At 71.0% G+C, this 25,867-nt stretch carries 26 protein-coding genes; 9 read left to right on the forward strand and 17 right to left on the reverse strand.

The window, feature by feature from the left end; genetic code table 11:
* Positions 1-14: 14 nt before the first annotated feature.
* Together ACFY5C_RS00265 and ACFY5C_RS00270 are read right to left on the reverse strand one after the other, a co-directional pair.
* Positions 15-2,318 (reverse strand): ricin-type beta-trefoil lectin domain protein, encoded by a 2,304-nt coding sequence (locus tag ACFY5C_RS00265; protein ID WP_389438817.1) that lies wholly within the window; start codon positions 2,316-2,318, stop codon positions 15-17.
* A gap of 328 nt (positions 2,319-2,646) precedes the next feature.
* A complete protein-coding gene (locus ACFY5C_RS00270) occupies positions 2,647-3,606 on the reverse strand; it encodes a helix-turn-helix domain-containing protein (protein WP_389438819.1) in 960 nt (319 codons plus the stop codon).
* A gap of 64 nt (positions 3,607-3,670) precedes the next feature.
* Between ACFY5C_RS00270 and ACFY5C_RS00275 the strand changes: the two genes are divergently transcribed.
* A complete protein-coding gene (locus ACFY5C_RS00275; protein ID WP_389438821.1) occupies positions 3,671-4,492 on the forward strand; it encodes a phytanoyl-CoA dioxygenase family protein in 822 nt (273 codons plus the stop codon).
* Between the two features lie 36 nt (positions 4,493-4,528).
* On the opposite strand, the gene ACFY5C_RS00280 is transcribed toward ACFY5C_RS00275, so the two are convergent.
* The 3 genes from ACFY5C_RS00280 to ACFY5C_RS00290 all read right to left on the reverse strand — a co-directional run bounded on the left by ACFY5C_RS00280 (position 4,529) and on the right by ACFY5C_RS00290 (position 6,633).
* Positions 4,529-5,497: an aldo/keto reductase gene (locus ACFY5C_RS00280; RefSeq protein WP_389438823.1), complete on the reverse strand. Its 969-nt coding sequence runs from the start codon at positions 5,495-5,497 to the stop codon at positions 4,529-4,531.
* A gap of 112 nt (positions 5,498-5,609) precedes the next feature.
* Entirely contained in the window at positions 5,610-6,143 is a 534-nt protein-coding gene (locus tag ACFY5C_RS00285) for a flavoprotein (protein ID WP_389438825.1), read from the reverse strand.
* A gap of 31 nt (positions 6,144-6,174) precedes the next feature.
* Positions 6,175-6,633, reverse strand: coding sequence for a DUF1348 family protein (locus ACFY5C_RS00290; RefSeq protein WP_389438826.1), 459 nt, complete (start codon positions 6,631-6,633; stop codon positions 6,175-6,177).
* A 108-nt stretch (positions 6,634-6,741) separates the two neighbouring features.
* Between ACFY5C_RS00290 and ACFY5C_RS00295 the strand changes: the two genes are divergently transcribed.
* Positions 6,742-7,293, forward strand: a complete 552-nt coding sequence (locus ACFY5C_RS00295; protein WP_389438828.1) for a TetR/AcrR family transcriptional regulator — start codon at positions 6,742-6,744, stop codon at positions 7,291-7,293.
* Between the two features lie 139 nt (positions 7,294-7,432).
* Here the strand turns inward: ACFY5C_RS00295 and ACFY5C_RS00300 are convergent, their stop codons facing one another.
* Positions 7,433-7,678: a ferredoxin gene (locus tag ACFY5C_RS00300; RefSeq protein ID WP_389438829.1), complete on the reverse strand. Its 246-nt coding sequence runs from the start codon at positions 7,676-7,678 to the stop codon at positions 7,433-7,435.
* 12 nt (positions 7,679-7,690) lie between these two features.
* Positions 7,691-8,899 (reverse strand): cytochrome P450, encoded by a 1,209-nt coding sequence (locus tag ACFY5C_RS00305; protein ID WP_389438831.1) that lies wholly within the window; start codon positions 8,897-8,899, stop codon positions 7,691-7,693.
* A 328-nt stretch (positions 8,900-9,227) separates the two neighbouring features.
* Here ACFY5C_RS00305 and ACFY5C_RS00310 point away from each other — a divergent pair, with 328 nt between their 5' ends.
* Entirely contained in the window at positions 9,228-9,854 is a 627-nt protein-coding gene (locus tag ACFY5C_RS00310; protein ID WP_389438833.1) for a LysE family transporter, read from the forward strand.
* A gap of 82 nt (positions 9,855-9,936) precedes the next feature.
* Positions 9,937-10,386 (forward strand): nitroreductase family deazaflavin-dependent oxidoreductase, encoded by a 450-nt coding sequence (locus ACFY5C_RS00315; protein ID WP_389438835.1) that lies wholly within the window; start codon positions 9,937-9,939, stop codon positions 10,384-10,386.
* Positions 10,387-10,496: 110 nt separating this feature from the next.
* Here the strand turns inward: ACFY5C_RS00315 and ACFY5C_RS00320 are convergent, their stop codons facing one another.
* The gene (locus ACFY5C_RS00320) at positions 10,497-11,468 is read right to left on the reverse strand and encodes a cation diffusion facilitator family transporter (protein WP_389438837.1); all 972 of its coding nucleotides are present in this window, start codon (positions 11,466-11,468) and stop codon (positions 10,497-10,499) included.
* 120 nt (positions 11,469-11,588) lie between these two features.
* Between ACFY5C_RS00320 and ACFY5C_RS00325 the strand changes: the two genes are divergently transcribed.
* Both ACFY5C_RS00325 and ACFY5C_RS00330 read left to right on the forward strand, forming a co-directional pair.
* On the forward strand, positions 11,589-12,602 hold the full coding sequence (locus tag ACFY5C_RS00325) for a glutathione S-transferase family protein (protein WP_389438839.1): 1,014 nt from the start codon (positions 11,589-11,591) through the stop codon (positions 12,600-12,602).
* 24 nt (positions 12,603-12,626) lie between these two features.
* On the forward strand, positions 12,627-12,938 hold the full coding sequence (locus ACFY5C_RS00330; RefSeq protein ID WP_362385694.1) for a DUF4235 domain-containing protein: 312 nt from the start codon (positions 12,627-12,629) through the stop codon (positions 12,936-12,938).
* Positions 12,939-13,007: 69 nt separating this feature from the next.
* Here the strand turns inward: ACFY5C_RS00330 and ACFY5C_RS00335 are convergent, their stop codons facing one another.
* The 3 genes from ACFY5C_RS00335 to ACFY5C_RS00345 all read right to left on the reverse strand — a co-directional run bounded on the left by ACFY5C_RS00335 (position 13,008) and on the right by ACFY5C_RS00345 (position 14,715).
* On the reverse strand, positions 13,008-13,400 hold the full coding sequence (locus ACFY5C_RS00335; protein ID WP_389438840.1) for a VOC family protein: 393 nt from the start codon (positions 13,398-13,400) through the stop codon (positions 13,008-13,010).
* A 79-nt stretch (positions 13,401-13,479) separates the two neighbouring features.
* Positions 13,480-13,941, reverse strand: coding sequence for a pyridoxamine 5'-phosphate oxidase family protein (locus ACFY5C_RS00340; protein WP_389438842.1), 462 nt, complete (start codon positions 13,939-13,941; stop codon positions 13,480-13,482).
* A gap of 15 nt (positions 13,942-13,956) precedes the next feature.
* On the reverse strand, positions 13,957-14,715 hold the full coding sequence (locus ACFY5C_RS00345) for a TetR/AcrR family transcriptional regulator (RefSeq protein WP_389438844.1): 759 nt from the start codon (positions 14,713-14,715) through the stop codon (positions 13,957-13,959).
* Positions 14,716-14,854: 139 nt separating this feature from the next.
* On the opposite strand from ACFY5C_RS00345, the gene ACFY5C_RS00350 reads away from it, so the two are divergent.
* The 3 genes from ACFY5C_RS00350 to ACFY5C_RS00360 all read left to right on the forward strand — a co-directional run bounded on the left by ACFY5C_RS00350 (position 14,855) and on the right by ACFY5C_RS00360 (position 20,086).
* Positions 14,855-16,360 carry an APC family permease gene (locus ACFY5C_RS00350; protein WP_389438846.1) on the forward strand — a complete coding sequence of 502 codons (1,506 nt, stop codon included), beginning with the start codon at positions 14,855-14,857 and terminating at the stop codon, positions 16,358-16,360.
* Positions 16,361-16,380: 20 nt separating this feature from the next.
* The gene (locus tag ACFY5C_RS00355; RefSeq protein WP_389438847.1) at positions 16,381-18,027 is read left to right on the forward strand and encodes an amidohydrolase; all 1,647 of its coding nucleotides are present in this window, start codon (positions 16,381-16,383) and stop codon (positions 18,025-18,027) included.
* A 328-nt stretch (positions 18,028-18,355) separates the two neighbouring features.
* Positions 18,356-20,086, forward strand: coding sequence for a hypothetical protein (locus tag ACFY5C_RS00360; RefSeq protein ID WP_389438849.1), 1,731 nt, complete (start codon positions 18,356-18,358; stop codon positions 20,084-20,086).
* A gap of 63 nt (positions 20,087-20,149) precedes the next feature.
* Here the strand turns inward: ACFY5C_RS00360 and ACFY5C_RS00365 are convergent, their stop codons facing one another.
* The 6 genes from ACFY5C_RS00365 to ACFY5C_RS00390 all read right to left on the reverse strand — a co-directional run bounded on the left by ACFY5C_RS00365 (position 20,150) and on the right by ACFY5C_RS00390 (position 25,796).
* Positions 20,150-21,394, reverse strand: a complete 1,245-nt coding sequence (locus ACFY5C_RS00365) for a cytochrome P450 (RefSeq protein ID WP_389438851.1) — start codon at positions 21,392-21,394, stop codon at positions 20,150-20,152.
* A complete protein-coding gene (locus ACFY5C_RS00370) occupies positions 21,391-21,996 on the reverse strand; it encodes an ATP/GTP-binding protein (protein ID WP_389438853.1) in 606 nt (201 codons plus the stop codon). Before ACFY5C_RS00370 ends, ACFY5C_RS00365 begins: the two co-directional genes overlap by 4 nt.
* Positions 21,977-22,348: a DUF742 domain-containing protein gene (locus ACFY5C_RS00375; RefSeq protein WP_362385710.1), complete on the reverse strand. Its 372-nt coding sequence runs from the start codon at positions 22,346-22,348 to the stop codon at positions 21,977-21,979. Before ACFY5C_RS00375 ends, ACFY5C_RS00370 begins: the two co-directional genes overlap by 20 nt.
* On the reverse strand, positions 22,345-22,755 hold the full coding sequence (locus ACFY5C_RS00380; protein ID WP_328420191.1) for a roadblock/LC7 domain-containing protein: 411 nt from the start codon (positions 22,753-22,755) through the stop codon (positions 22,345-22,347). The genes ACFY5C_RS00375 and ACFY5C_RS00380 overlap by 4 nt, the downstream gene beginning before the upstream one ends.
* 5 nt (positions 22,756-22,760) lie before the next feature.
* Positions 22,761-24,521 carry an ATP-binding protein gene (locus ACFY5C_RS00385; RefSeq protein ID WP_389438855.1) on the reverse strand — a complete coding sequence of 587 codons (1,761 nt, stop codon included), beginning with the start codon at positions 24,519-24,521 and terminating at the stop codon, positions 22,761-22,763.
* 273 nt (positions 24,522-24,794) lie between these two features.
* Complete coding sequence (locus ACFY5C_RS00390; protein WP_389438857.1) at positions 24,795-25,796, reverse strand: GlxA family transcriptional regulator; 1,002 nt, start codon at positions 25,794-25,796, stop codon at positions 24,795-24,797.
* Between the last annotated feature and the right edge of the window lie 71 nt (positions 25,797-25,867).

Genomic DNA, 25,867 nt, shown 5'->3' on the forward strand with positions numbered 1-25,867 from the left:
CAGTCGGCTTGCGTTCAGCGGCGGCCGCCACCGCCGTGGCCGCCATACCCGCCGTAGCCGTCGTATCCGCCATACCCCCCGTAGCCGCCATACCCCCCGTATCCGCCGCCGGACCAGCCGTTCTGGCCGTCCGACGAGCAGGAGTACGGGTAGGAGTAGCAGGACGCGTCGGTCGGGGTCGGGCTCGTGGCCGTCGGCTGTGATGCCGTCGTGGTCGCGGACGGGGTCGGCTCCGGCGTCGGTGACTTCGCCGGCCCGGGGGTGGAGGTCGGGGTCGGGTCGGCCGTCTTCACCCTCTCGGCCTCCGAATCCCAGTTGACCACCTCCAGCTGGAGCTCCGGCTTCGACGTGTCGACCACCCAGTGCTGGGCGTCGCTGTCGTCCTCGCGGGTCTTGAGGACCAGCGCGCCCGATCCGTCGGTGGCGGCGGGACTCAGGGCGAGGTCCTGGTTGAAGCGCGGGACCAGGGTGCCCTGGAGCGTGAAGTCGTAACGGACGTTCTTCGTCGCGGAGTCGCCGGCACCCGTGCAGGGGGCCAGCCGGACCGAGTAGCCGAGATGGGAGTCGAGGCAGAGATCGGGGTTCGCGCCGCTGCGCACCAGTCCGTCGGTCTCGTACGACCACTGCTGACCGGCCTGGGCCGAGGAGCATCTGGTGAGTTCGGTCTCCGCGTTCTTGACGGCCTTCCCGCCGACGACGCCGACGCAGAGGCCGGACCCGATGTTGTACAGCCGGCCTTGCAGCTCGCCCTTCGCGGCCTCGGCGGCGCCCGCCCAGGAGGGGTTGCTGGTGGCGGAGCCCGTGCCGGGGCCCGGCGTCTCGGTGGGCCGGTCGTTCGCTGCCGGAGCGGAACCGTCTTCGGATCCGCTGGTGGACCAGATGACGAGCGGGAGGACGACGAGGGCGCTGACGGTGGCGACGGCCGCGGTGAGGTTGCGGCGGCGGGCGGCGCGGCGGGCGGCCTTGAGGGCCACGCGACCGGTGCAGGTACGGGTGGCGGCGGAAGGCGTGGCGGTGGCGGGGTCGGTTTTCGGAGCCGTCCTGCGGGCGGCCCTGCGGGTGGTTCGCGGGCCGGCCTCCGCTGGGGAGGAGGCCATGTCCGGGGCGGTGAAGGACTCGCCCGCAGAGGCGAAGGGGGCACCAGCCGCTGTGACGGGCTCACCGGCGGGATCGCCGGGCCGCCCCTGGAAGGCCGATGTCTCTCCGACAGGGGCCGGCGGCTCACCGCCGGGGGCGAAGCTCTCTGCGGCGAAGCCCTCTGCTGCGAAGCTCTCTGCTGCGAAGCTCTCTGCTGCGAAGCCCTCTGCGGCAGGGGCACGGCGCCTTCGGCCCGCAGAGGCACGGGAATTCACCGGGGAGGCGGCAGTACTTCCCGGGGCGGCAGCGGCATCTCCCGGCGGCGCGAAAGCGTTGGCGCCGTCCGCGAAGAACGACTCGCCGACGATCGGCGGTGCCGCGGCCGGGTCCGGCGCGGCCGGTGCCTCGGCCCGTGTCGCTCTCGACTCCAGATAGTCCCGCGCACCCCAGCCGAGCACCGCCTCCGCGAGTGCGGCGCCGAGTCCTTCGTTGAAGAAGGCGAGCTGGCCGGCGGCGTCGCTGCAGTGCTCGCAGCGGTCGAGGTGGCCGCGCAGGTCGGGGTCGACGTCGACGCCGCCGCGCCGGTACGTCACATCCAGCATCCGCAGGTACTGCCGGCACTCGTGCTCGGGGGCCAGCTCACGGTGGACCTGGAGGCACTCCTCGCGCAACCGCTCGTGGGCGCGGCCCAGTTCGACGCGGGCGGACTCCGCGTCGAGTCCGAGCAGTCCTGCCGGTACGGCGAGCGGTTCGGCCTCGACCTCGGTGTGCCACAGCAGGCAGCAGGCCGACTGGGGAAGCCGCTGGAAGGCCCCGGACAGCAGCCGGCGGTTCGCGGGCGGCAGCAGACGGGCGGCCACACGCTCCGCGCCCTCCGCCTCGGACTGCAGCGCGGGGTGGAGCACATCCCGTCTGCGGTCCGTGTCCCACTCCGCCGCGATACGCCGCACGGTGACGAGGAGTTGGGGGCGCCACGCGGCCGTCGGTCCGGTCTGTCGCAGCGTTTCCCCGAAAAGCCGGGTGAATGCCGCGGTGGTGAGCATTCCCGCGGCCCGGGCGTCGGCGGTGCACAGCCGTGCGTAGGCGAATCCCGCTTCCCAGTGCCGGTCGAGAAGTTCACCGACGGGATGCAGCGCCGGCGTCGCCCCCGTCCACTTCTTCAGTTCGGCGCTCAGTTGAGCGTCCGTCACATCAAAGAGGCGGGCGTCGCTGGGGGAATTCGACAGGCCTGCGTCACGCACGGCGGCATTCCTCCGGAGGGCATGCGGCATTGAAGGTCCATACCAATGAGTATGCTCCGGACGCGGCTCTTGTGAAGCGCGGGCGCGGGGGGAGCGAGACACACCTTTGCACAGGTCAGGGACAGAGAACAACCGGTTCCAGTTTTTGCGCATCGCGTGCCGGACGATCACTATTTGACGAGCGGTCAATAAGCGGCCGACGCATTGCGGCGTATCGACGGGGCAATTGGAAACGGTATTCACTCAACGCCCTTTCGGGCTGCCCGCCAGGAACCATTGAGCAGGTGATCTCCGACTTTTTTGCCTGGTCATACGGATGCGACTGCCTTCACAGCTCCTTCACAAGTCGCGCGCCAACCATTGGGCCACTCCCCCGGTAGGCGCCCGGTGGTCTCCCGTACCGATCACGGAACACGCGGTTGAAGTGAAACGGGCTGGCGAACCCTGAGGCGGCCGCGACGCGTTCCACGGACAGGTCGGTGCTCTCCAGCAGCCGGGCGGCGTGCCGCAGCCGTGCCTCGCGCAGCACGCGCATCGGGGACTGGCCCAGCTGCTGGGTGAAGAGGTGGGCGAACCGGGAGGGGGAGAGCGCGGCGTGCTCGGCGAGCGAGCGGACGGTGTGCGGGGCGGTCGGATCGGCGGCGATCAGAGCCTGTGCGCGGCGCACCCGGGCGTCCACGCCGGGCCGCGGCGGCTGGGTCCGCGCGGTGCCCGCGGTGCCGGCGGCGAGCAGGACGACCTCCTCCAGGGAGCACAGGGCGAGCTCGCGGGCCGCGGTGCCGTGGGCCACGGCGACCGCCTCCTCCCCCGGCTGCTCCCGAGGCGCCGTCACCGGCGGCGCCTCCGTGCCCGTCCAGCGGGCATCGTCGAGCATCCGGCGAAACGCCGCCTCGATACGGCCGTGCACGGCGTCCGGCGTCGGCGTGACGACGTACATCCCCTCACCGGCGTCATACGGGCGCAGCCAGGACCGCCAGGAGGGGCGGGCCTGGCAGTGCACCCACCAGAAGGCCCAGTGCGGCGCGCCCGGGGCGACGCCGTAGCCGTGCGCCACGCCCGGCGCGAGCACCACCAGGTCCCCCGCCCCGGCCCGGGCCTCGGAGTCCCCGTGCCGCAAGCGTCCCCGTCCGCCGGTCGTCCAGGTGAACAGCCAGCTGTCGGCGCCGCGCGGCCGGCTCACCGCGTAGGCCGGCGGCTGGTCGAAGTGGCCGACCACCACCAGGCCCGGTGGCGGTGCGGGGACACCGGGTGCAGCAGCCTCGGGCAATCCGTCAGCACTCACAGTCATCCCCCTCGGGCGGGCGTCGGCCTAGCGTTATCCGTGTGAGGACACCTGACCGAGGAGTGGACGCATGACAGCCACGGACATGGGCGCCCCCGACGCCCCCATCCTGCCCGAGGCCGGGCTCCGCCGGTTCCGCGAGGACGGCTTCACGGTCGTACGCGGACTGTTCGCCCGCGCCGAGATCGACCGGTTGTGCACCCGGTTCGCGGCGCTGCACGCCGCCGGGCCGGTGCCCGGGCACTTCGAGCCGCACCCGTCCGACAGCGATCCGCTGCGGGCGTATCCGAGGGTGATGCACCCGCACGAGATCGACGAGCTGTCACTGCGGGTGCTGCTCGACGCGCGGCTGCGCGCTGTGCTGGAGGTGCTGCTCGGGGAGGAGGTGCTGGCGGCGCAGAGCATGTTCTACTTCAAGCCGCCGGGCGCCCGGGGGCAGGCGCTGCACCAGGACAACTTCTATCTGCGGGTCGAGCCGGGCACGTGTGTGGCGGCGTGGATCGCCTGCGATGTGATCGACCGGGACAACGGCGGGCTCGAAGTCGTCCCCGGCACGCACGAGATGGATGTGTTCTGCCCGGAGACGGCGGACGCCGAGGTGTCCTTCGCCCGGGAGTACGTCCCGCCGCCGCCCGGTCTGGAGGCCGTGCCCGTCGACATGAGGCCGGGGGACGTTCTGTTCTTCAACGGCAGCCTGGTGCACGGTTCGCAGCCCAACCGCACACACGACCGGTTCCGCCGTTCGTTCATCGGCCACTATGTGGGGCGTTCGGCCGAGCGGATCGGTGAGCACTACCGGACTCTGTCGATGAGCGGAGACCGTGTGCCGTTGGCGGAAAGCGAGGGGGCGGGCCCGTGCGGCAGCGAGTTCTCGCCGTACGGGCCCCACTAGGGCCTGCGAAGGCGGCCCTGGCCGGTGACCGAGTCGTCAGTGACCGATCACCGGATGCGGCGCGTACGGCTGCTGGAGCTCCTCCAACTCCTTCTCGGTGAGCTCCAGTTCGACCGCGGCGGCCGCGTCCTCGAGGTGCTGCGGCTTGGCGGCGCCGATGATGGGGGCCGTCACCGTGTCCTGGCGCAGCACCCATGCGAGGGCGACCTGGGCACGTGGAACGCCGCGTTCGCTCGCCACGCGGGTGACGGCCTCGACGACGACCCGGTCGCTGTCGACGTAGAGCCGGCTGCCGAAGTTGTCGGTCGCGCTGCGGTCGGTGACCGTGCCCCAGTCCCGGGTGAGCCGGCCGCGCGCCAACGGGCTCCACGGCAGTACGCCGACGCCCTGGTCGGCGCAGAGCGGCAGCATCTCGCGCTCCTCCTCGCGGTAGAGCAGGTTGTAGTAGTTCTGCATCGAGACGAACCTGGTCCAGCCGTGCCGCTCGGCCGTGTGCTGCATCTTGGAGAACTGCCAGGCGTACATCGAACTCGCCCCGATGTAACGCACCTTGCCCGCCTTGACCAGGTCGTGCAGCGCCTCCATCGTCTCCTCGACCGGGGTGTGCGGGTCGAAGCGGTGGATCTGGTAGAGGTCGACGTAGTCGGTGCCGAGGCGGGCGAGGCTGTGGTCGATCTCGGTCATGATGGCCTTGCGGGAGAGCCCGGCGCCGTTCGCACCGGGCCGCATGCGGCCGTTGACCTTCGTCGCGAGCACGATCTCGTCCCGGCGGGCGAAATCGCGCAGCGCCTTGCCGACGATCTCCTCGCTGGTGCCGTCGGAGTAGACGTTGGCGGTGTCGAAGAAGTTGATCCCCGCGTCCAGCGCCTGCCGGATCAGCGGCCGCGACGCCTCCTCGTCGAGGGTCCACTCGTGCGTGCCGCGATCAGGGAGCCCGTAGGTCATGCAGCCCAGACAGATCCGCGACACGTCCAGGCCCGTCGAACCGAGCTTCACGTACTGCATCGTTGCTGCTCCTGCCTTCGGGGTGGGGTACCAGGGGGAGCGTACGTGGTCGGGCACGCTCGACGCCGGTTCCGTCGGCGACGCCCCACGGGTTCTCGTCACCGGGCCGCCGCTAGCCGCGATCGAGCAGATCCAGCGCCCGCTCCCAGCCGAACTCCGGCCGCCCGCCGTCCTCTCCCGCCTCGCCGGAGTACGGGTCCCCGAAGCGCACGCCCATCCCCCGCAGCCGTATCAGACTGTCCGCGTACGCGGGATGGGCGACGAGCGCGTCGGCGACGCAGGGGAGCACGGCGACGGGGACGCCGAGACCGGACGCCTCGCACAGAGTGCCCAGGGCGAGGGTGTCGGCGATGCCGGCGGCCCACTTGTTGATCGTGTTGAAGGTGGCCGGGGCGACGACGACGGCGTCCGGCGGCGGGAAGGGACGCGGGTCGGCGGGCGTGCGCCAGGCCGAGCGGATCGGACGGCCGGTCAGGGCCGCGACGGCGGCGGTGTCGAAGAAGCCGTTCATGGCGACCGGCGTCGCGATGACGCCGACCTCCCGGCCCCGCTCCTGCGCGGCGGTGACGAGCTTGCTGACGTCCGCGGCGATCCCTGCCGCGCAGACGACGACGTAGAGGAAGGGCTTCCTGGCCTGTTGGGTCACCCGGGAACCCTACTCAGCCTCTTCAACGGGCCTATCGCAGCGGGAAGGTGAGCCCGCGCTCGTTCTCGGGACGCGGGCCGAAGATCCGGCGGTCCTTCTCCTCGATCGGCACGTCGTTGATGCTCGCCTCGCGCCGGGTCATCAGCCCGTGCTCGTCGAACTCCCACAACTCGTTGCCGTACGAGCGCCACCAGCGGCCCTCGGCGTCCTGGCACTCGTACTGGAAGCGGACCGCGATGCGGTCGCCGTCGAAGGCCCACAGGTCCTTGCGCAGGGCGTACTCCCGCTCGCGCGCCCACTTGGCGGTGAGGAACTCGACGATCTCGGCGCGGCCGGTGACGAAGGTGCCGCGGTTGCGCCAGACGGAGTCCTCCGAATAGGCGAGGGCCACCTTGCGCGGGTCGCGGGTGTTCCAGGCATCCTCGGCGGCCTGCACCTTCCGTGCGGCGCTCTCGCGGGTGAACGGCGGCAGGGGCGGGCGGTCGGTCATGTCGTCCTCCGGGGTCGAAAACGGCGACAGCGACAGGGAGAACGAGCGTTCTCCCGCTGGCTGCTACCGTAGGAGAACGCTCGTTCTCACGTCAAGGAGAGGCCGCACATGGACAGCGCAACCGCCCGGGAGCAGGCACTGGAGGCCGCGGAGAAGCTGTTCTACGGCCGCGGCATCCAGTCCGTCGGCATGGACGACATCCGCGGCGCGTCCGGGGTCTCCCTCAAGCGCCTCTATCAGCTCTTCCCGGCCAAGGAACAGCTGGTCGAGGCGTATCTGGAGCGACGCGACGTGCGCTGGCGCGGACAGCTCGCCGCCTACGTGGAGCTGCAGGAGAACCCCGAGCAACGACTCCTGGCCGTCTTCGACTGGCTGCAGGAGTGGTTCGGCGAGGCGGACTTCCGCGGGTGCGCATGGATCAACTCGTACGGCGAGCTGGGCGCCCGGTCAAAGCGGGTGGCGGACCAGGTCCGGGGGCACAAGCGGGCGTTCCGGGATTACGTCGGCTCACTGGTGACAGCGGCCGGGCTGCCCGACGCCCTGACGGGGCAGCTGTTTCTGCTGGCCGAGGGCGCCATGGTCACGGCGGGCATCACGGGCAGTACGCGACCGGCGGCCGAGGCCCGGGAGGCGGCGCGGTCGCTGCTGGCGGTGCGCTGAGCCCCCGGCTCGACCGGCGCCGGCAGGCCGGCGAGGCGCATTCCCGCGCCGGACGCCCGCCGGGCCGAACCCGCAGCCCTGCCGCCGAGTGCGGCGACGGAGCTGCGGGCCAACCGGGCCGTGCGGGATGCGCCGGGCCTCAACTCCCCGTTTCCGACACGGTGATGGCGCTGACCGGGCAGGCCCGGGCGGCCTCCCGCACCATCGGGTCGCCGCCGCCGTCCTCGCGGCCGGGGATCAGGGAACTGAAGCCGTCGTCGTCCTGGGTGAAGACGGACGGGGCGACCATGGCGCACTGCCCGGCGCCGACACACAGGTCGTGGTCGATGTCGATGTCGATGGGCATCTTGTCGTCTTCGCGCGTTTCGCGCGTTTCGTTGTGCATGACCGGAGCCTCTTACCAGGTCACGGGGAGTTCCAGCATCCCCTGGATCGTGTCGCCGGGTTTGAAGGGGATTTCCTCCGCGGGGACGGCAAGCCGCAGGGCCGGCAGCCGGTCGAGCAGGGTGCGCAGGGCGATCTCCATCTCGGCGCGGGCCAGGTTCTGGCCGAGGCACTGGTGGATGCCGAAGCCGAAGGCGACGTGGTGGCGGGCCGGGCGCCGCCAGTCCAGGGTGTCGGGGTCCGGGTAGACGGCCTCGTCGCGGTTGATGACCGAGGTCGCGAAGAGCACGCCGTCGCCCGCCCGGATCGTCTCGCCGTCCGCCTCGATGTCCTCGACGGCGACCCGCAGCAGCCCGTCGGCGATCGACAGCATCCGCATGAGCTCCTCGACCGCGGCGGGCAGCAGTGCCGGGTCGGCGCGCAACTCGGCCAGGCGGTCGGGGTGTTGCAGAAGCGTGAAGGTGCCCAGAGAGATCATGTTGGCGGTCGTCTCGTGGCCGGCGACCAGCAGGATGATCGCCATGGCGATGAGCTCCTCGCGGTCCAGATCGCCGTCGCGCAGCTGCTGGTGGACGAGTTCACCCAGGACGCCGTCGGCCGCCTCCCCCTGCTCGTGCTTACGGTCGATGAGCTCCTCGAAGTAGGCCTCCATGCGGCGGCGTGCGTCCATGGAGTCGGCGGCCGTCGGCCCGCGCAGCAGCCTGCGGGACTGGCCCTCGAAGAACTCGTGGTCCGCGTAGGGGACGCCGAGCAGGGCGCAGATCACCATCGACGGCACCGGCAGTGCGAACGCGCTCACCAGCTCGGCAGGCGGCCCCTGGGCGATCATCGCGTCGATCCGCTCGTCCACGATTCCCTGGATCCGCGGGCGCAGTTCGACGGCGCGCTTGAGGGTGAAGCTGGGGATCATCATCCGCCGCTGGACGCGGTGTTCGGGGTCGTCGACGCCCAGCAGCGCGGTCCTGCGGCGGCGGACCTCCGCGAACCGGGCGTTGGTCGCGGGGAATTCGGGCCGGTTGGGATCGGTGGACAGGCGCCGGTCGGCCAGCAGCGTGCGGGCGAGCGCGTGACCGGTGACCAGCCAGACGAGTCGGCCGTCGTAGAGCTTCACACGGGCCAGCGGCCGCGCGTCACGCAGGGGGTCGTAGGCGGTGGGCGGGTGGTACGGGCAGGTGCGGCTCTGCGGGAAGGCGACGGTGTGGGATTCCGTCATGTCCGTCATGGAAGACCTCACAGACGAAGAGTGCGTCGTGCTGATCTTCATTAGATGCCCGGGGCATCCAATGGGCGACGTCAAGTTCAGCCAGATCAGCCGCACGGGCAATCTGGCCGGGGATGGTCGCACGGAGACCGGGGAAGATCGCACAGAGCTTCGATCTCGGGCCCGCCCTGCCGGAGTCCGCAGAAATTCGCTTGTCGGCGGGCGGCCCCCACCCACAGAATCCGGCCATGCCTACGACCATCGTCTTCCTGCCGCTGACCGACACCTTTGCCTCGGTGCCGTTCCAGCAGCAGCCCGGCCGACCGTGGAGGCCGACGCTTCGCACGTCGTGACCGGCGCGCTCGTCGCGGGACTGCTCGCGGGCTACGGCATCGCCGTCCCCGTCGGCGCGGTCGCGACCTACCTCGTCTCCCTCACCGCCCGCACGTCCCTGCGGACCGGCGTCTGTGCCGCGCTCGGCGTGGCGACCGCCGACGGGCTCTACGCCCTCGTCGCCACCCTCGGCGGCTCCGCACTGGCCGCCGCGCTGCGTCCGGTGCTGGTGCCGCTGCGCTGGGCCTCCGCCCTGGTGCTGGCCGCCCTCGCGGTACGGGGCGCGGTGAGAGCCGTACGCCAGTACCGCGCCCACCGGCTCGCCACCACCCGCTCCAGGCCCGCTCCCCCCGGTCCGGCGCGCGCCTACCTGGCGCTGCTCGGTATCACCCTGCTCAACCCGACCACCGTGATCTACTTCGCGGCCCTCGTCCTCGGCACCCGCGCGACGGGCCCCGTGCAACCCCTGGACCAGGCCGTTTTCGTCCTGGCCGCTTTCGCCGCGTCGGCGAGCTGGCAGCTGCTGCTCGCCGGGGGCGGAGCGCTGCTAGGGCGCGTGCTGACGGGGCATCGCGGACGGCTGGTGACGGCGCTGGTCTCGAGCGGCGTGATCCTGGCGTTGGGCGTGCGGATGCTGGTGTAGTCCCCGCAGGATGAATCTTGCACGCAACGGTGTTGCAGCACGACGTCAGTCAGTACCAGGACACGACGATGGGACCGATGCCATGCCTCTTGACGGCGAGTACGAGCCCAGCCCGACCAAATGGGTCCGCGATCAGGTGGAGTTGTACGAGAGCTCCGGCGGCACCGAGGGCACGACCCTGATGAACACCGGGCTGCCCGTGATCCTGCTCACGACCCGGGGCGCCAAGAGCGGAAAGATCCGCAAGACGCCGCTGATGCGCGTCGAGCACGACGGCCGCTACGCCGCGGTGGCCTCGCTCGGCGGGGCGCCCAAGCACCCGGTCTGGTACCACAACGTCAAGGGCGACCCCCATGTGGAGCTCCAGGACGGCCCGGTGAAGCGGGACATGAAGGCCCGCGAGATCACCGGCGCGGAGAAGGACGAGTGGTGGGAGCGGGCCGTCGCGGCGTATCCGCCGTACGCCGAGTACCAGCAGAAGACGGACCGGGTGATCCCGGTCTTCGTCCTGGAGCCGTTCGACCAGGACTGATCAGGACCGAAGAAGGCCGCCGGACCGGACCTCCCGCAGGACCGATCCGGGCTCCGGAAACTTTTTCTCCCGGGGAACGCATGAACCCCCGTTCGCCGGGCACACGTGCGTCAGGCCCCGCCGCGTTCCCCCGTCGCGGCGGGGCTTTCTTCTGCCTCACGCGCGGAGCGTTCGGTCACGTCGAGGAAGATCTGGTCCGCCTCGGCCACGGTCCGGGCGATGGAGCGCTTGATGCGGACCGCGACCTCCTCCACCTGCTCGCTGTCGATGCCGGGCACGAGATCGACCCGGGCCGCCACCAGGGCCGTTTCCAGTCCGGTCTTCATGGTGAGCAGCGCTTCCACGCTGTCGATCTCCGGCTGGGCCTCCAGCAGCGCCCGGATCCGGGCGGCGGCCTCCGGGTCCGCGGCCTCCCCGATCAGCTGGTCGCGGGCGTCCCGGCCCAGGCGGAAGGCGACGTAGACGAGCAGTGCGCCGATCGCCAGCGACGCGGACGCCTCCCACACGACCTGCCCGGTGACCATGTGCAACGCCATGCCTGCGAAGGCGAGGGTCACCCCGACCACCGCCGTGCCGTCCTCGGCCACGACCGTGCGCAGGGCGGGGTCCCGCAGGCCGCCGGCGGCGCCGCCCTGCCGGCGTACCTGGTACAGCGCCCGCAGCAGCGACAGGCCCTCGGCGACGAAGGCGACACCGAGCACGACCATGCCCGCCACATAGCCGGTGAACTTCTCCTCGCCGCCGCCGCGCAGCGCCTCGAAGCCCTGGAAGAAGGAGAAGCAGCCACCCATCACGAAGATGCCGACGGCCGCGAGCAGTGACCAGAAGAAGCGTTCCTTGCCGTAGCCGAACGGATGGCGGGCGTCAGCGGGACGGCGGCTGCGGCGCAGCGCGGCCAGCAGGAACACCTCGTTCATGCTGTCCGCCACCGAGTGCGCCGCTTCCGACAGCAGCGCGGGTGACTGGGCGAGGAGTCCACCGACCGCCTTGGCGACGGCGATGACGAGATTGGCCGCGAGCGCCACCAGAACGGTGACGCGGGTCCTGTGGTCGGCCTTCGGTTCCTTGGAGGGGCTGCTCATTCGTCACTGAATCCCCCGGTCGGCAGGGCTCACACAGTGCCGTCGGCGGATTTCGGGGGACTCGGTGAGATCGGGGAACCCGGCATGCGGCAGACGCGTACGGCAGAGAGGAGCCAGGTCATGAGCGGCGGGGGCAACACCGCCTACGGCAGGAAGAGGTTCCAGCGGTCGAGGGCCCATTTCACGGACCGGATCACCGCGGACGGGCGGGACGGCTGGCCGGTGGAGGCGGGGCGCTACCGTCTGGTGGTCAGCCGTGCTTGTCCGTGGGCGAGCCGTTCCCTGGTGTCCCGGCGGCTGCTCGGCCTGGAGGACGCCCTGTCCCTGGCGGTGGCCGACCCGATCCAGGACGACCGCAGCTGGCGCTTCACGCTGGACCCCGACGACCGTGACCCGGTGCTCGGCATCCGCTTCCTCAGCGAGGCCTACGACAAGCGGGAGACCGACTACCCGGGCGGTGTCAGCGTGCCCGCGATCGTGGACGTGCCCAGCGGCCGGCTCGTCACGAACGACTATCAGCGGATCACCATCGACCTCGCCACCGAGTGGACGGCACTGCACCGCGAGGGGGCACCCGATCTCTATCCGGAGCGGCTGCGGGACGAGATCGACGCCGTGATGGCGGACGTCTACGACGACGTCAACAACGGGGTGTACCGGGCGGGATTCGCCACCGGGCAGCAGGAGTACGCGCACGCGTACGCGCGGCTGTTCCGGCGGCTGGAGCTGCTGGCCGATCGACTGGCCGGACAGCGCTATCTGGTCGGCGACACGATCACCGAGGCGGACATCCGGCTGTTCACCACACTGGTGCGTTTCGACGCCGTCTATCACGGCCACTTCAAGTGCAACCGCTGGAAGTTGACGGAGAACCAGGTGCTGTGGGCGTACGTCCGCGACCTCTACCAGACGCCGGGGTTCGGTGACACCGTCGACTTCGACCACATCAAACGGCACTACTACGAAGTCCACAGCGGCATCAACCCGACCGGAATCGTGCCCATCGGGCCGGACCTGTCGGGCTGGCTGACGCCGCATCACCGTCAGGAGCTGGGCGGCAGGCCGTTCGGCGACGGGACACCGCCCGGTCCGGTTCCCGACGCCGAGCGGGTACCGGCGCACGGGCGACCCTGACCGACGAAGGAGGCGCAGACGCACATGGCCAAGAAGAACAAGCAGAAGAAGATGAAGCTCCCCCTCGCCTACAAGCCCCTCGGATTCGCCCTCGGCTGGGCGAGCGGGGCGCTGGCCGGGCTCGCCTTCCGCAAGACCTGGATGGCGATTCGGCATGAGGAGGACGCCCCCGACGCGCTGGACCGGGACCGCGGCTGGGGAGAGATCCTGCTCGCGGCAGCGGTCCAGGGCGCCCTGTTCGCGGCGGCGCGCAGCCTGGCGGACCGCACGGGCGCCAAGGCGATCGAGCGCTCGACGGGCGTGTGGCCGGTCAGCGACAAGGGCGGCCGGGACTGACGTCCCGCCCCGGCGGACCCGCCGGCACCGAGGGAGGACTGGCCCCCGCTGCGATGCCGGCGGAGGGACTCAGCCCTGCTTCGGTGCCGTCGGGGCCACCGTGCGCAGCATGAACGAGTGGCCGGCCGGATCGGCGAAACCGCGCTCCTCGTAGGGGCCTGCCGCGTCCTTGGCCTCCAAGGGACGGCCGCCCAGTCCGACGATCTTGCGCTCCGCCTCGTCCAGGTCCTCCACCACGAAGTCCAGGTGGGCCTGGAGGGAGTTCTCGGGGCGCGGCCAGCTCGGCGGCGTGGCGTTCATGTCGCGACGGAACGCCAGCCGGGTCCCGTCGGCGCCCTTGATCTCGACGCGGTTGGCGGTCGCGTCCGTCATCTCGCCTTCCAGCAGATCCCGGTAGAACTCGGCGAGCTTCTCGGGCTCGGCACAGTCGAGCACCACGAAACCCGCTTTCACCAGTGGCATGACTCCTCCGAAAGGTCCGGGGCACGGGACGGTCCTGCCCCGTCGCCTGCACCCCAACGGGTGTCCCGGCCAGGCGGTTTCAGTCCGCCACCAGCCACTCGCCGTCCCGCATCAGTTCCCGCCCGTCCAGCTCGTCGGCCTCACGCCAGGCCTGTACCCGGGTCGGCCGGACACGGAAGTACAGGTAGGGCGTGCTGAGTCGACGCGGGTCGAAGCCGGTCCGGGTCGCGAAGCGGTCGCCCTCCTCCTCGGACAGCTCGGCCGGGGCGATCGTCTCGACCGTCCCCTCGACCATGACGACGTCGCGGGTCGGCCCGATGCCGAGGCGGGTTCTGCGTGTCGCTCTCAGGTTCCGACCGGTCGGGCTCGTGGCCGGCGTGGCGAGCAGCAGGGTCGAACCGTCCCACAGGAAGGACAGAGGGACGAGGTACGGCACTCCCCCCGCGGCGGCGGTGGCGACCCACACGTCCTCGTCGTGTTCCAGTCGGTGCAGGGTGTCCTGCTTGCGTTGCTCGGCGGGGCGGGCGGGTGGTCGGGGCATCGGCGAAGGGGCTCCTCACAAAACGGCGTTGGCGGGCGGCTCCAGTGTGGCCGTCGCACGTCCCGCCCGGGCGTGGATTTCCGTCAGCCGGGCCGCGGCGGCGATGAGCAGCAGGTCCAGGGCCGCCGGATAGGAGCTGTTCGGCATGTCGGCCACGAGATGGCGGGCGGTGGCGGCGATGTGCGGATGGGATTCGGCAGGCAGCCGCGCGTACGTCGCCCGCCAGACGGCCAGCTCGGCCTCGCGTGCGGCCTTCGGCATCGCCACGCTCGCCGAGTCGAGGGCGCCGTACGCGAGGGCCTGGTCGACGAAGGCGTGGTAGATCCGCACCGCTTCCGCATCGGGGAAGCCCGCACCGCGCAGCACGCCGAGGATGGTCTCGACGGCCTGGATCTCGTACGCCCGCCCGGTCACCCGGTACGAGCTGAGCACCGCCGCCCGGGGATGGGCGAGGGCGCCCGCATGCATGCGCAGGCCGAGATCCCGCAGGTCGGCGCGCCAGTCGCCGGTCGGGCGCCAGGTGCGCAGGGTACGACCGATGAGTTCGTCGGCGATGGCGAGCATCAGGTCGTCGGTGTGCCGGAAGTACCGGTACAGCGAGCTGGGGTCGGCGCCGAGCGCACGGCCGAGGCGGCGTACCGAGAGGGCGTCGGTGCCGTGCTCCTCGATCAGCCTGAGGGCGGTCTCGACGATCAGCTCCTCGGACAGGACGACACCCTGCTTGGTGGGGCGTCTGCGCTGCCGGGCGGTGGGCGGGACGACGCGGTCGCTCATGGGCGCCTCCGTGGGCCGGTGGAACCGGGGTCGATGGGCGAGACCTTACGACAACACCGTTGACCTGTTAACCCCCCGGACAGTTTCATGTCCGCTCATCGGGGCCGCCCAGGCCCCCCGGTGCGAGCGGAGACCGGCCATGTCCGACAACCCCTACAGCGTCGACCCTCCCGCGCGGCCCGAGCTGCGCAAGTCCCTAGGCGTCCTGGACGGCGTCGCCATCGCCGCGTCCAGCACGGCCGCGACCACCAGCATCGGCATCGGGCTCGGCGTCACGGCCGGCGTGGTCGGGCTGCATCTGCCGGCGATCATGCTGCTGGCGTTCCTGCCGGTCCTGGGCATCGCGGGCGCCTTCTCCCGGCTCAACAAGGTCGAGCCGAACGCGGGCAACGGCTATGTGTGGGTGGGTCGTTCGCTCACGCCCTGGCTCGGCTTCATGGTCGGCTGGGTGAACCTCGTCGCCGTGCTCGCGTTCCTCGCCTACACCACCGCGGTCACCGGTTCGGCCCTGCTCCAGCTGGCCGGGGACGCCGGCCTGCACCGGGTGGGCAGCCTCGCGTTGGACCCGGGTTCGACCGCGCAGACGACGGCGGTCGGCATCCTGGTCCTGGTGGCGGTCACGCTGACCGCCGTGACCGGCGTCCGCACCGCCGCGCGCCTGCAGGCCGGGCTGCTGGTCTTCGAGTACGTCGTCCTGCTGGGCTTTTGCGGATACGGCATCGTCACGGGCCCGCACGACTTCAGCCTGAGCTGGTTCGACCCGTTCGCGATCCCGTCGGCGACGGCGCTCGCGCAGGGGCTGCTGCTGTCGGTGTTCTGCTACTGGGGCTTCGAGTCGGCGTTCAGCGTCAACGAGGAGGTCCGCGACCCGCGTGACGCGTCCCGGGCCGGGATCACCACCCTGTTCACCATGCTGGGCCTGTTCCTGCTCGGCTCGATCGCCTTCCAACGCGTCCTGTCCGAGGAGGAGTTGGTCGGCCACGGCGCGCAGGGCCTGGCCTTCTTCGGCGACCGGCTGGCGTCGCAGCCCTGGGCCGCGCTCCCGCTGATCGCCCTGATGTTCTCGGCGGTCGCCTCCCTGCAGGCCGGGGTGATCCCCACGGCCCGGGCGATGTTCGCGATGAGCCGGGACCGTACGCTCGGGCCGGTGTGGTCCAAGGTCAGCCCCCGGTACGGCACACCGGCCGCCGGGACGGTGCTGATCGGCGCGCTCGCGGCGGTGGTCGCGGGACTGGCGCTGGTCATCCCCCGGCTCGCCGACATGATCATGGCGACGGTGAGCGCGGTGGGCATAGTGGTCGCCCTGTCCTACGCCCTCACGGCCATCGCGGCCGCCGTGCGCTTTCGCTCCCTGCTGCGCGAGGACTGGCGCGAGGGCATACGGGCGGTCGTGCTTCCCTCGCTGAGCGCGGCCGTCCTGCTCGGCCTCGGTGGCTACCTCGGCTGGTCGTTCTACACCTCCGCCGACCATTTCGAAGTCAGCGCGGACAACGGCTGGTTCCTGCTTGCCACTCCCCTGGCGATGATCGCGTCCGGCTTCGTGGCCGCCGCCTGGGCCAAGTGGGCGCGCAGGTCGCCGTACTTCCGAACCGGCAGGGGCACCGACGCCGACGCGCCCCAGCTCATCGCCACCTCCTCCCGATAACCCCCTACAAGGAAGCAGACATGCACGCAGATCTCCTCTTCACCGGCGGCCCCGTCCTCACTCCCGAGGGCCGCACCGCGACCGCCGTGGCCGTCACCGGCGACCGCATCACCGCCGTGGGGCGGGAGGAGGTGCACGATCTCGCCGGGCCGCGGACCGAGGTGGTGGACCTCGCCGGGCGGCTGCTGCTGCCCGGATTCCAGGACGCGCACGTGCATCCGGTGCCTGCGGGGCTGGAACTCTCCCAGTGCGACCTGACCGGGGCGAAGACGGCGGACGAGACCCTCGCCGCGGTGCGCGCGTATGCGGACGCACATCCCGAACGGGAGTGGATCACCGGCGGCGGCTGGTCCATGGAGGCGTTCGAGGGCGGTACGCCGACGAAGGAACTGCTGGACACCGTGGTGCCCGACCGGCCGGTCTATCTGCCCAACCGCGACCATCACGGCGCCTGGGTCAACAGCCGCGCCCTGGCGCTCGCCGGCATCACACGCGACACGCCCGACCCTGCCGACGGGCGGATCGACCGGGACGCCTCCGGCGAGCCGAGCGGCACACTCCAGGAGGGGGCGATGCAGCTGGTGGGGCGGCTCACCCCGCCCGCCACGGCGGCCGACCGGGTGGCGGCCCTGATGCACGCCCAGCGGCACCTGCACGCGCTCGGCATCACGGCCTGGCAGGACGCACTGGTCGGTGACTTCCTCGGTATGGACGACCCGTCACAGGCATATCTGACGGCCGCGCGGGACGGCTCGCTCACCGCCCGTGTCGTCGGGGCACTGTGGTGGGACCGCGAGCGCGGCGCCGAGCAGATTCCCGAACTGGTCGAGAAGAGGGCCGCGTTGAGCCATGGCCGCTTTCGCGCCGGCACCGTCAAGCTGATGCTGGACGGCGTCGCCGAAACCGGAACGGCGGCGCTGCTGGAGCCCTACCTCGACAAGTGCGGCTGCGCGACTGCCAACCGGGGCACGAGTTTCATCGACGCCGGACAACTGCCCAAGTACGTCACCGAGTTGGACGCTTTGGGATTCCAGTGCCACTTCCACGCCCTGGGCGACCGGGCCGTACGCGACGCGCTGGACGCGATCGAGGCGGCGCGGGGTGCGAACGGGCCGAGCGACACGCGGCCCCACCTGGCCCATCTCCAGGTCGTCCAGCCGGCGGACGTACCGCGCTTCGCCCGGCTCGGAGCCACGGCGAACATCCAGCCGCTGTGGGCCGCGCACGAACCGCAGATGGACGAGCTGACGATTCCGTTCCTGGGGCCCGAACGCGCGGCGTGGCAGTACCCGTTCGGCGCGCTGCTGCGCTCGGGCGCGCGGCTCGCGGCCGGCAGCGACTGGCCGGTGAGCAGCCCCGATCCACTGCAGGGGATCCATGTCGCCGTCAACCGCTTGGCACCGGACGTGCCACCGGGCGGCGACGACACGCCGGTGTTCCTGCCGGGCGAACGCATCGGACTCGCCGAGGCATTGACCGCGTACACGGCGGGCTCGGCGTATGTGAACCACCTCGACGACACGGGCGGGATTCGCGCAGGAGCGCTGGCGGATCTCGTGGTCCTGGACCGCGACCCGTTCGACGGACCGGCCGGGGAGATCGCGGAGACGCGTGTAGCTGTCACTTACGTCGGGGGCGCGCGAGTATACGCAGCTCAGGAGGCTTGAGCAGTAACGGAGATCACGGTCCGGTTACGCGTAGATCATTTACGCTCGGGGCAGCCTCGTACCGCTTTTCGTTTCAACTTACGTATCGGGAAAGCGAGTTCGAATGAGCGGGCGGTCGTGCGGCCGCCCGCAGGGCGGGGGGACCTCGCGCCACGTCCCCCGGAAGGAAACCCGTGCCTCAGGACGTCCGGTTCGAGTGCTTCCCGGTCGCGTGAGTCCGGCTGTTCGGCGAGGCCGTCGCGGGATTCACGGGCTCCCCGTACACGACCGGCCAACAACCGCTGCCGATCGATTCCGTTGCCAGGACCACAGCTTGAAGGAGACCGGTGTGAAATCTCGAGTCATGGGCGGCGGTCCGGAGACGTCCACCGACAGCTTGCTCCCGGCGCAGCCGAGCGCCCAGCTCCAGCCGGCGGAGGCGGAGAACGCCCTGGCCCACCTCTTCGGGCAACACATCAACGGGTGCACGGATGAGTACCGAGATAGCCAGAACGCCGCTCAGCAGCGGCTGGACGCACTCGGATCCCCCCGCTCCAGCACCACGCTGCATGTGAAGGGAGCCCTCAATCCGGCGCCGCGCGCGTTCCTCCCGCCCGACGAGGAGGGGTACGCCAGGTTGAGGCGACTCGACGCCGGCCTGCGCGTGATCGAAGCAGCGTTCCCCCAGGTCAGCACTGATGTCGAGGTCTGCCGGCTGACGTGCACGATGCTGGAAGGGGCCTGGAGGAGCCGGGCCCTCACCCCGCCGCGCGAGGAGGAGCAGGCAACCGCCTGCTCCTGCGCTCTGTGCCGTCGGCTGCCCACGCCCCACGCCCGCACGCTGGCCGACTACGGTTGGCGGCAGAGCGCCGGGCGTCCCCTCACCGTCAAGACCTGGCCGTACCACCGGGAACTCGACAGCGTCCTGACCGGTGGATGGGTCCTGGCCCGGCAGATGAACGACCTTGAACGAGACCTCGGCTACCGCCACCGCTTCGAGGACGACATCCTGCTCTTCCACGAGTACAAACGCGTGATCGACACGATAGACACCACGCACCTCACCCAACTCATCGAAGGCCGCTTGGCCGAGAGTTTCAGCACCAACACCGCGCGGGCCCTGGTCTGCGGACTCTACGCAGCCCACAAGCGATCCGTGGACGAGTCCTGGCTCCAACAGCACGCCGCGGGCAGTGTCGTACTCCCCCAGACCAACCCGCTCAGCCAGAGCACCTACTCACTGCTGCAGATGATGGACTGCCTGTTCTGGCACGTCTCACCCGACACCGAACTCTGGCAGGAAGAACACCTCGCCTCCCTGCTGCTGTGCCGCGTCATCGACGACATGGTCGACGTACGAGCCGACGCCCTCACCGGCGAGATCAGCAACTTCTGGCTCGCCGACATGCCCGCCCACACCAAGGCCCTCTACGCTGCCTGCGCCATCGCCAGCGTCAAGTACGGCTGCATGCCCGAGGCGCATGCCCAGATGTGGAACACCTGGCTGATGCCCAGCACCATCGTCTGGTTGGGGCTCACGGGCCGCCACGCCTTGTGGTTCGACGGCATCACCGAGGGCCTCCCCCCGGCCCAGGACTGCCCGCTGTGCGACCTGCAGCCCAACGCATGCACCGGCATCCTCACCCACGGCACCACTCTCACCATCGCCCCGCGGCCCACCGCACCGGCCCTGAGCGCCCGGACCGCCGAGCTGTCCGCACGCTGCCGAGCCCAATCCCCCGGAACATGGGCCCTCTTCGACGCCGAGCTGCACGCTTTCGAAGCACTGCACGGCCCCTGGCACGGCAACACCGACAGCACATGGGAGATCCTGCGCCGCACGTACATCGCCGCCGTGGAGGCATCCGGCGCCGCGCCGTCCACGGCCCGCGCTCGTGAGATCCAACAGGACTCCGGCGCAGTCGGATCCGAGTTCTTCTACACGCTGCACGACCCTGAGACCGGGAGGGAGGACGCCGCGCTGCTCGCCTACATGTTCGGCTGCGCCCACCCGCATTTCCTCTGGAACGCCACGGGATACCGTCCCACGGACCTCGCAGGCGACTGGCTCGACGGCTGACGCCCGGGCCCTGCCCCGTGTGAGCAGACGCCGCTGCCCGGCCGGGCAGCGGCGTCCTTGGGCCTATACCTCGAACTCGACCGGCAGGCTGTCCAGCAGGGACATCCATGTGGACGCGGTCGAGGTGAGCTCCTCCGGCGGGACGGCCAGGCGCATGCCCGGCAGACGGTGCAGCAGGACGTCCACCCCTACCTCGATGATGGACATCCCGATGTTCTGCCCGGGGCACTCGTGCGGGCCCGAGCCGAACGCCAGGTGCGCCTGGTTGCCCTGCACCGAGACACCCGGGTCGGGCCGGACCTCGGGGTCGAGGTTGCCCGGGGCGAGACCGAGAACGAGCAGGTCGCCCTCCTCGATGCGGTGCCCACCCAGTTCGACATCGCTGGCGGCGAAACGCCCCGGCAGGACGGCCAGCGGCGGAGAGTTCCACATGGCCTCCTCGACCAGCGCCGAGATGTTCAGCTCACCGCTGACCAGCCCGGCGAGCCGGGAGGCGTCGGTCAGCACCAGCTCCAGCACCCGCGCCAGCAGGTTGGTCGTGACGTGCGCGGCGATCAGCACCGCGCGCAGGTGGGCCACGACCTCGTCATGATCGAGGCCCGCGTGATGCTCCAGCAGACCGGTGGCGAGGTCGGAGCCGGGTTCGGACCGCCTGCGCTCGGCGAGTTCACCGAAGATCTCCCTGATCACGCCGTCGTGCGTGACGGCGTCCTCGCCGCCCTTCATCACCTGGGCGCAGGACTCGACCAGGCGACGCCCCTCCGCCTCGGCAAGCCCGAGAATGCGGGCGGTCACGAGCATCGGCAGATAGTCGGCGTAGTCCGCCACCAGATCGGCGCGGCCGGAGCCCGCGAACGCGTCGATCTGCTTGTTGGCGAAGTACGTGGCGTGGCGCCGGACACCGCGGTCGGCGGCGGACTGCAGTCCGTCGCTGACGGCACCGCGCAGTCGGCGGTGAGCCTCGCCGTCCTGGGACACGCAGTCGGGGCGCCAGGCGAGCATCGGGACCAGCGGAGAGTTGTCCGCGACCCGGCCCTCCCGCCAGTCCCGCCAGGTCCGCGCGTCCCGGGGGAACTGGAGGGGATTGTCGAGCACCCGCCGGCTGTCCCGGTAGCCCAGTACCAACCAGGCGCTGATGTCGCCCTCCAGCAGCACCGGCGCCACGGAGCCGTGCTCCTTGCGCAGCCGCTCGTAGATGCCGCGCGGGTCGGTCGCCGCCTCCGGCCCGTACAGCCGGGTGAGCTCGGTGTCATGACCGAAGGGGCAACCGCGGGGCGCGTCGGGATCGTTTAACGGCTGGGCGTTCATCGGGACTCCAGGGCGACGGCGGAGCGTTCCTTCAAGTGACGTATCAGGGCGACGAGGACGTCACGGCTGGAGGCCCGGTCGCGGGCGTCGCAGGCCACCACCGGGGTGTGCGGGGAGATGTCGAGGGCCTCCCTGATCTCCTCGACCGGATAGTCCTTGGAGTCGGGGAAGACGTTCAGCGCGACGACGAACGGCACGTCCTGCCGCTCCATCTCCTCGATCGCCCGGAAGCTGGAGGCGAGCCGGCGGGTGTCGACCAGGACGACCGCGCCGAGCGCGCCCTTGAACAGCCCGTTCCACAGAAACCAGAACCGCTCCTGTCCGGGCGTGCCGAACAGGTACAGCGTCAGGCTGTCGTTGAGGCCGATCTTGCCGAAGTCCAGGCTGACGGTGGTCTCCGTCTTGTCGGCGACGCCGATGAGGTGGTCGACGTCGGCACTTGCCTGGGTGAGCGTCTCCTCGGTGGTGAGCGGCTTGATGTCGCTGACCGACCGGACCATGGTGGTCTTCCCGGTGCCGAAGCCGCCGGCGATCATCACCTTCACCGAGCGGGTGCCCCCGGCACCGGGCCCGCCCGGCTGGTCAAAGCCTTTCAAGTCCACTGAGTACCTCCTCAAGGAGCGCGAGGTCGGGCCCGCGGCCGGCGTGGTGTGCCGATATGGGGTCACGGGCTTCGACGTGGCCTGCCTCCAGCAGATCCGTCAGCAGCACCGCGAGAATGTTGAAGGGCAATCCGAGATGGGCGCCGAGTTCGGCCACCGACAGCGGATCGCGGCAGCGCCGGAGGATCTCCTCGTGCTCGTGCTGCAACCCCGGTGCGGGGGCGGTACGGGAGACGATGAGGGTCGCCACGTCGAGGCTCGACGCCGAACCGCCCGGTCCGCTACGGCCCCGGGTGAGGACGTAGTAGCGCTCGAGACCGGACGGGTTCGTGGGCCGGCGGGGAGCACTCATCCAGAGTGCTCCTCCTGGCGCGGAGTGGTGCCGAGCAGTTCGCCCATCCTGCGCGCCAGGTCCCTCATCTGATGGCCGAGCAGGCCCTGGTCGAGGCCTTCCCGGGCGAGGACGCCGAGATAGGTCTCCACTCCGGCCCGTACGACGAAGAGGTGGCCGCCGTCGACCTCGATCATCGCGAGCCTGAGCTGCCCCGCGTACTTGGGGAACTGCTCGGCGACCGGCTGGGCCAGTGCCTGCAGCCCGGCCACGACGGCCGCGAAGCGGTCCACGTCGTCGGGGTCCTCGGCGCCGTAGGAGGTGATGGCCTTGCCGTCGCTGGAGGCCACCAGGGCGAAGTTGATCTCCTGGATGCTCTCCACCAGGTCGCGGAGCGCCCAGCTCACGTCGGTTCCCTGTTGCGTCATGGGGACTAGTCGCTTCCTTCAGTGCTGTGCGGCTCGGTGGACTCGCCGCCGTCGGCCGGTCCGTCTTCCTCGCCGGTCTCGCGGCCCGCGGTGGCGAAGGCGGCCAGGCCTGCGAAGGACGCGTCGGGCGGCACGGCGACGACAGAGGTCGTGTCGTCCCCCCGCTCCGGACGCCCGGCCGGCTCGTGGCGGGCCTCCTCGTTCCGCTTGCTGCGCCGGCGGGGCAGGCCGCCGGGCGTGGTGTCCACGGCGTCGCCGAAGTCGGCCGGGGCCGTCTCGACGACGGCCTGCTCGCGGGCCGGTGCAAAGGCGCCGGCCGCCGCCGTCGGGGCGGCCGCCGCGGGGGTGGCGGAGGCAGCCGCGGGCAGCGGGCTGAAGTACTTGTGCGGGACCACGACCACCACCGAGGTGCCCAGCCACGGCGAGTCCGCGAAGGTGACGCGGATGCCGTACCGGCGGGCGAGGATACCGACGACGCGCAGACCGATGTTCGCGTCCTCCGAGATGCCGCCGAGGCCCGCGCCCTGCGCGGTGCCCGCGAGAGCGTGCTCGGCCTCGCGCTTCTTCTCCTCGCTCAGTCCCTTTCCGGAGTCCTGGATCTCGATGCCGACGCCGTTCGGGACCTCCTTGCCGGAGACGAGGACCGGCTCGGTGGGCGGCGAGTAGCGGGCGGCGTTGTCCAGGAGGTGGGCGAAGATCAGCGTGAGGTGGTCCACCATGCCGCCGTCGACGCCGAGTTCGGGCAGGTGGCGTACGTCGATCCGGTGGAAGTCCTTGATCCGGCCGATGCCGCCGCGCACCACGCTGAGCAGACGCTGCGGCTCCTGCCACTGCCTGCCTGGCCGGTCGGAGCCGCCGAGGACGGTGACGCTGGCGGCGAGACAGTCGGCGGGGCCGATCGCCTGGTCGAGCTCCATCAGGCCCCGGGCGACGGCGGGCAGCCGGCCGTGCTCGCCCTGGAGGTCGTGCAGACGGCCGCGGAGCTTGCTGGTCAGGACGTGGATACGGCTGCCGATGCCGACGACGGCGTGCTCGGCTGCGGTCGAGCGGTTGAACTCCTCCTCGACGCCGACCAGCGACGTGCGCAGGACCTTGCGCAGGTTTGTCTGCAGCTCGGCGCTGACCTTCGCGCACTGGTTGACGCTCGGCAGGACGTCGTCGATGGACGCCCCCTCGCGCAGCTGGCGCAGTGCCTCGGGCAGCTGCTCGTCGGCAAGCCGGACGACTGCGGCGAGCTGGTGGGCCAGTTGCTCCTGCCAGATCTCGGCCTGGTCGGCGAGCTGGGCCTCGTAGGACTTGGCCTGGGCGGCGATCCGCTCCTCGTAGGAGGCGCTCTCCTGGGCCAGGCGCTCCTCGTAGGAGGCGCTCTCCTGGGCCAGGCGCTCCTCGTAGGAGCGGGCCTGCTCGGCCAGTTGCGCCTCATAGGCGCCGGACTGCTCGGCGAGCCGGTTCTCCAGGGCGCCGCGCTCGGCGCTGTACTTCCGCTCCAGGCCCGCGACATGCTGCTGCCACTGCTGCGAGTGCTCGGCCTGCGAGGTGCGGAAGTCGCCCTCGGACCGGCGCAGTTGTGTCCGGGTGCGCAGCAGGAGCCGTACACACACGGCGCCGGCGGTGGTGGCGGCCACACCGGCGATGCCGGCGGTTATTCGCTCCGGGCTCATGAACGTGGCGGCAACGGTCCCACCTCCTAAAGCCAGTGGCATCAGCCACCAGCTGTACCAGGCGACAGGGGGCCGCGCCGCCGGGGGCGGAGTGGCGAGTTCCATCAGCATCCTTCGAGGCGACGATCGAACATTGGGGGTGTGCTGGGCGATCGCACTCATGAGTACGCACCGCGAGCTGACCGATCGCGACCGGGTCAACTCGCAGTGCCGAACGGGAGCTTATCGGGTTTGAACGCGAAAGGATCAAACACGAAGGTTGGCGGACGTGAGTATTCCGTCACTGTCAGCCAAGCGAACGAACATCGACAAATGCCCTTACTGACCAGCACAGTTGACCAAACCGGTCACCGCGCGGACGGCGAGGCTGCGGGGAGGCTATCGGGCGGCGGCCGTCTGGAACGTGCGGCGATAGGCCTGCGGTGACACCCCGATCGCGGCGTGCAGATGCTGGCGCAGCGAGGCGCCCGTGGCGAAGCCGACCTGGCCGGCGATCCGGTCCACCGAGAGGTCGCTGGACTCCAGCAGGTGCCGGGCGCGGGCGACGCGCTGCTGGATCAGCCAGCGGCCGGGGCTCATGCCGACCTCGTCGTTGAAGCGGCGGGCGAAGGTGCGCAGACTCATCCGGGCATGGCCGGCGAGGTCGGCCAGAGTGAGGGGCTCGTCGAGGCGCTCCAGGGCCCAGGATCGGGTGGCGGCGGTGCTCGCGGCTCCGCTCTCGGGAACGGGCTGCTCGATGTACTGGGCCTGGCCGCCGTCCCGGAAGGGGGGCACCACACAGCGCCGGGCGACCGCGTTGGCCAGTTCGCTGCCGTGGTCGGTGCGGACGATGTGCAGGCAGACGTCGACGCCGGAGGCGGCACCCGCCGAGGTGAGGATCCGGCCGTCGTGGACGAAGAGGACGTCCGGGTCGAGGTCGACGTGCGGGTACCGGCGCCGGAACGGTTCGGTCACCTGCCAGTGCGTGGTGGCCCGGCGGCCGTCGAGGAGACCCGCCGCGGCGAGCACGAAGGCGGCGGTGCAGATCGACACGATGCGTGCGTCCGGGCGGATCCGCGCGAGCGCGCCGGCGACCTCGGCGGGCAGCTCCCAGGGGATGTACGGGACGGCCATGGAGGCGACCACCACGGTGTCGGCGGTGGCGAGGATCTCCGGGCCGTGCTGCACGCCGATCGTGAAGTCGGCGTTGCTGCGCACCGGTCCGCCGTCGACACTGCAGGTCAGCACCTCGTACCGGCCGTCGGCCGCGCCGAAGATCCGGCTGGGGATGCCCAGCTCGAAGGGGTAGACGCCGTCCAGGGCCAGCACGACGACGCGCTCAACCCGACCGTCACCGCGTCGCTCACCCTCACACTGCTCACCGAACCGCTCACCATGCATGGCACGATCCTATCGAAGGTTGGCAATCGTGCCATTTCCCGAGGCGGCGGCTCCCGGCAGGCTGGTTCACC

The organism is Streptomyces sp. NPDC012935 (assembly GCF_042900345.1).
Lineage (GTDB): Bacteria > Actinomycetota > Actinomycetes > Streptomycetales > Streptomycetaceae > Streptomyces.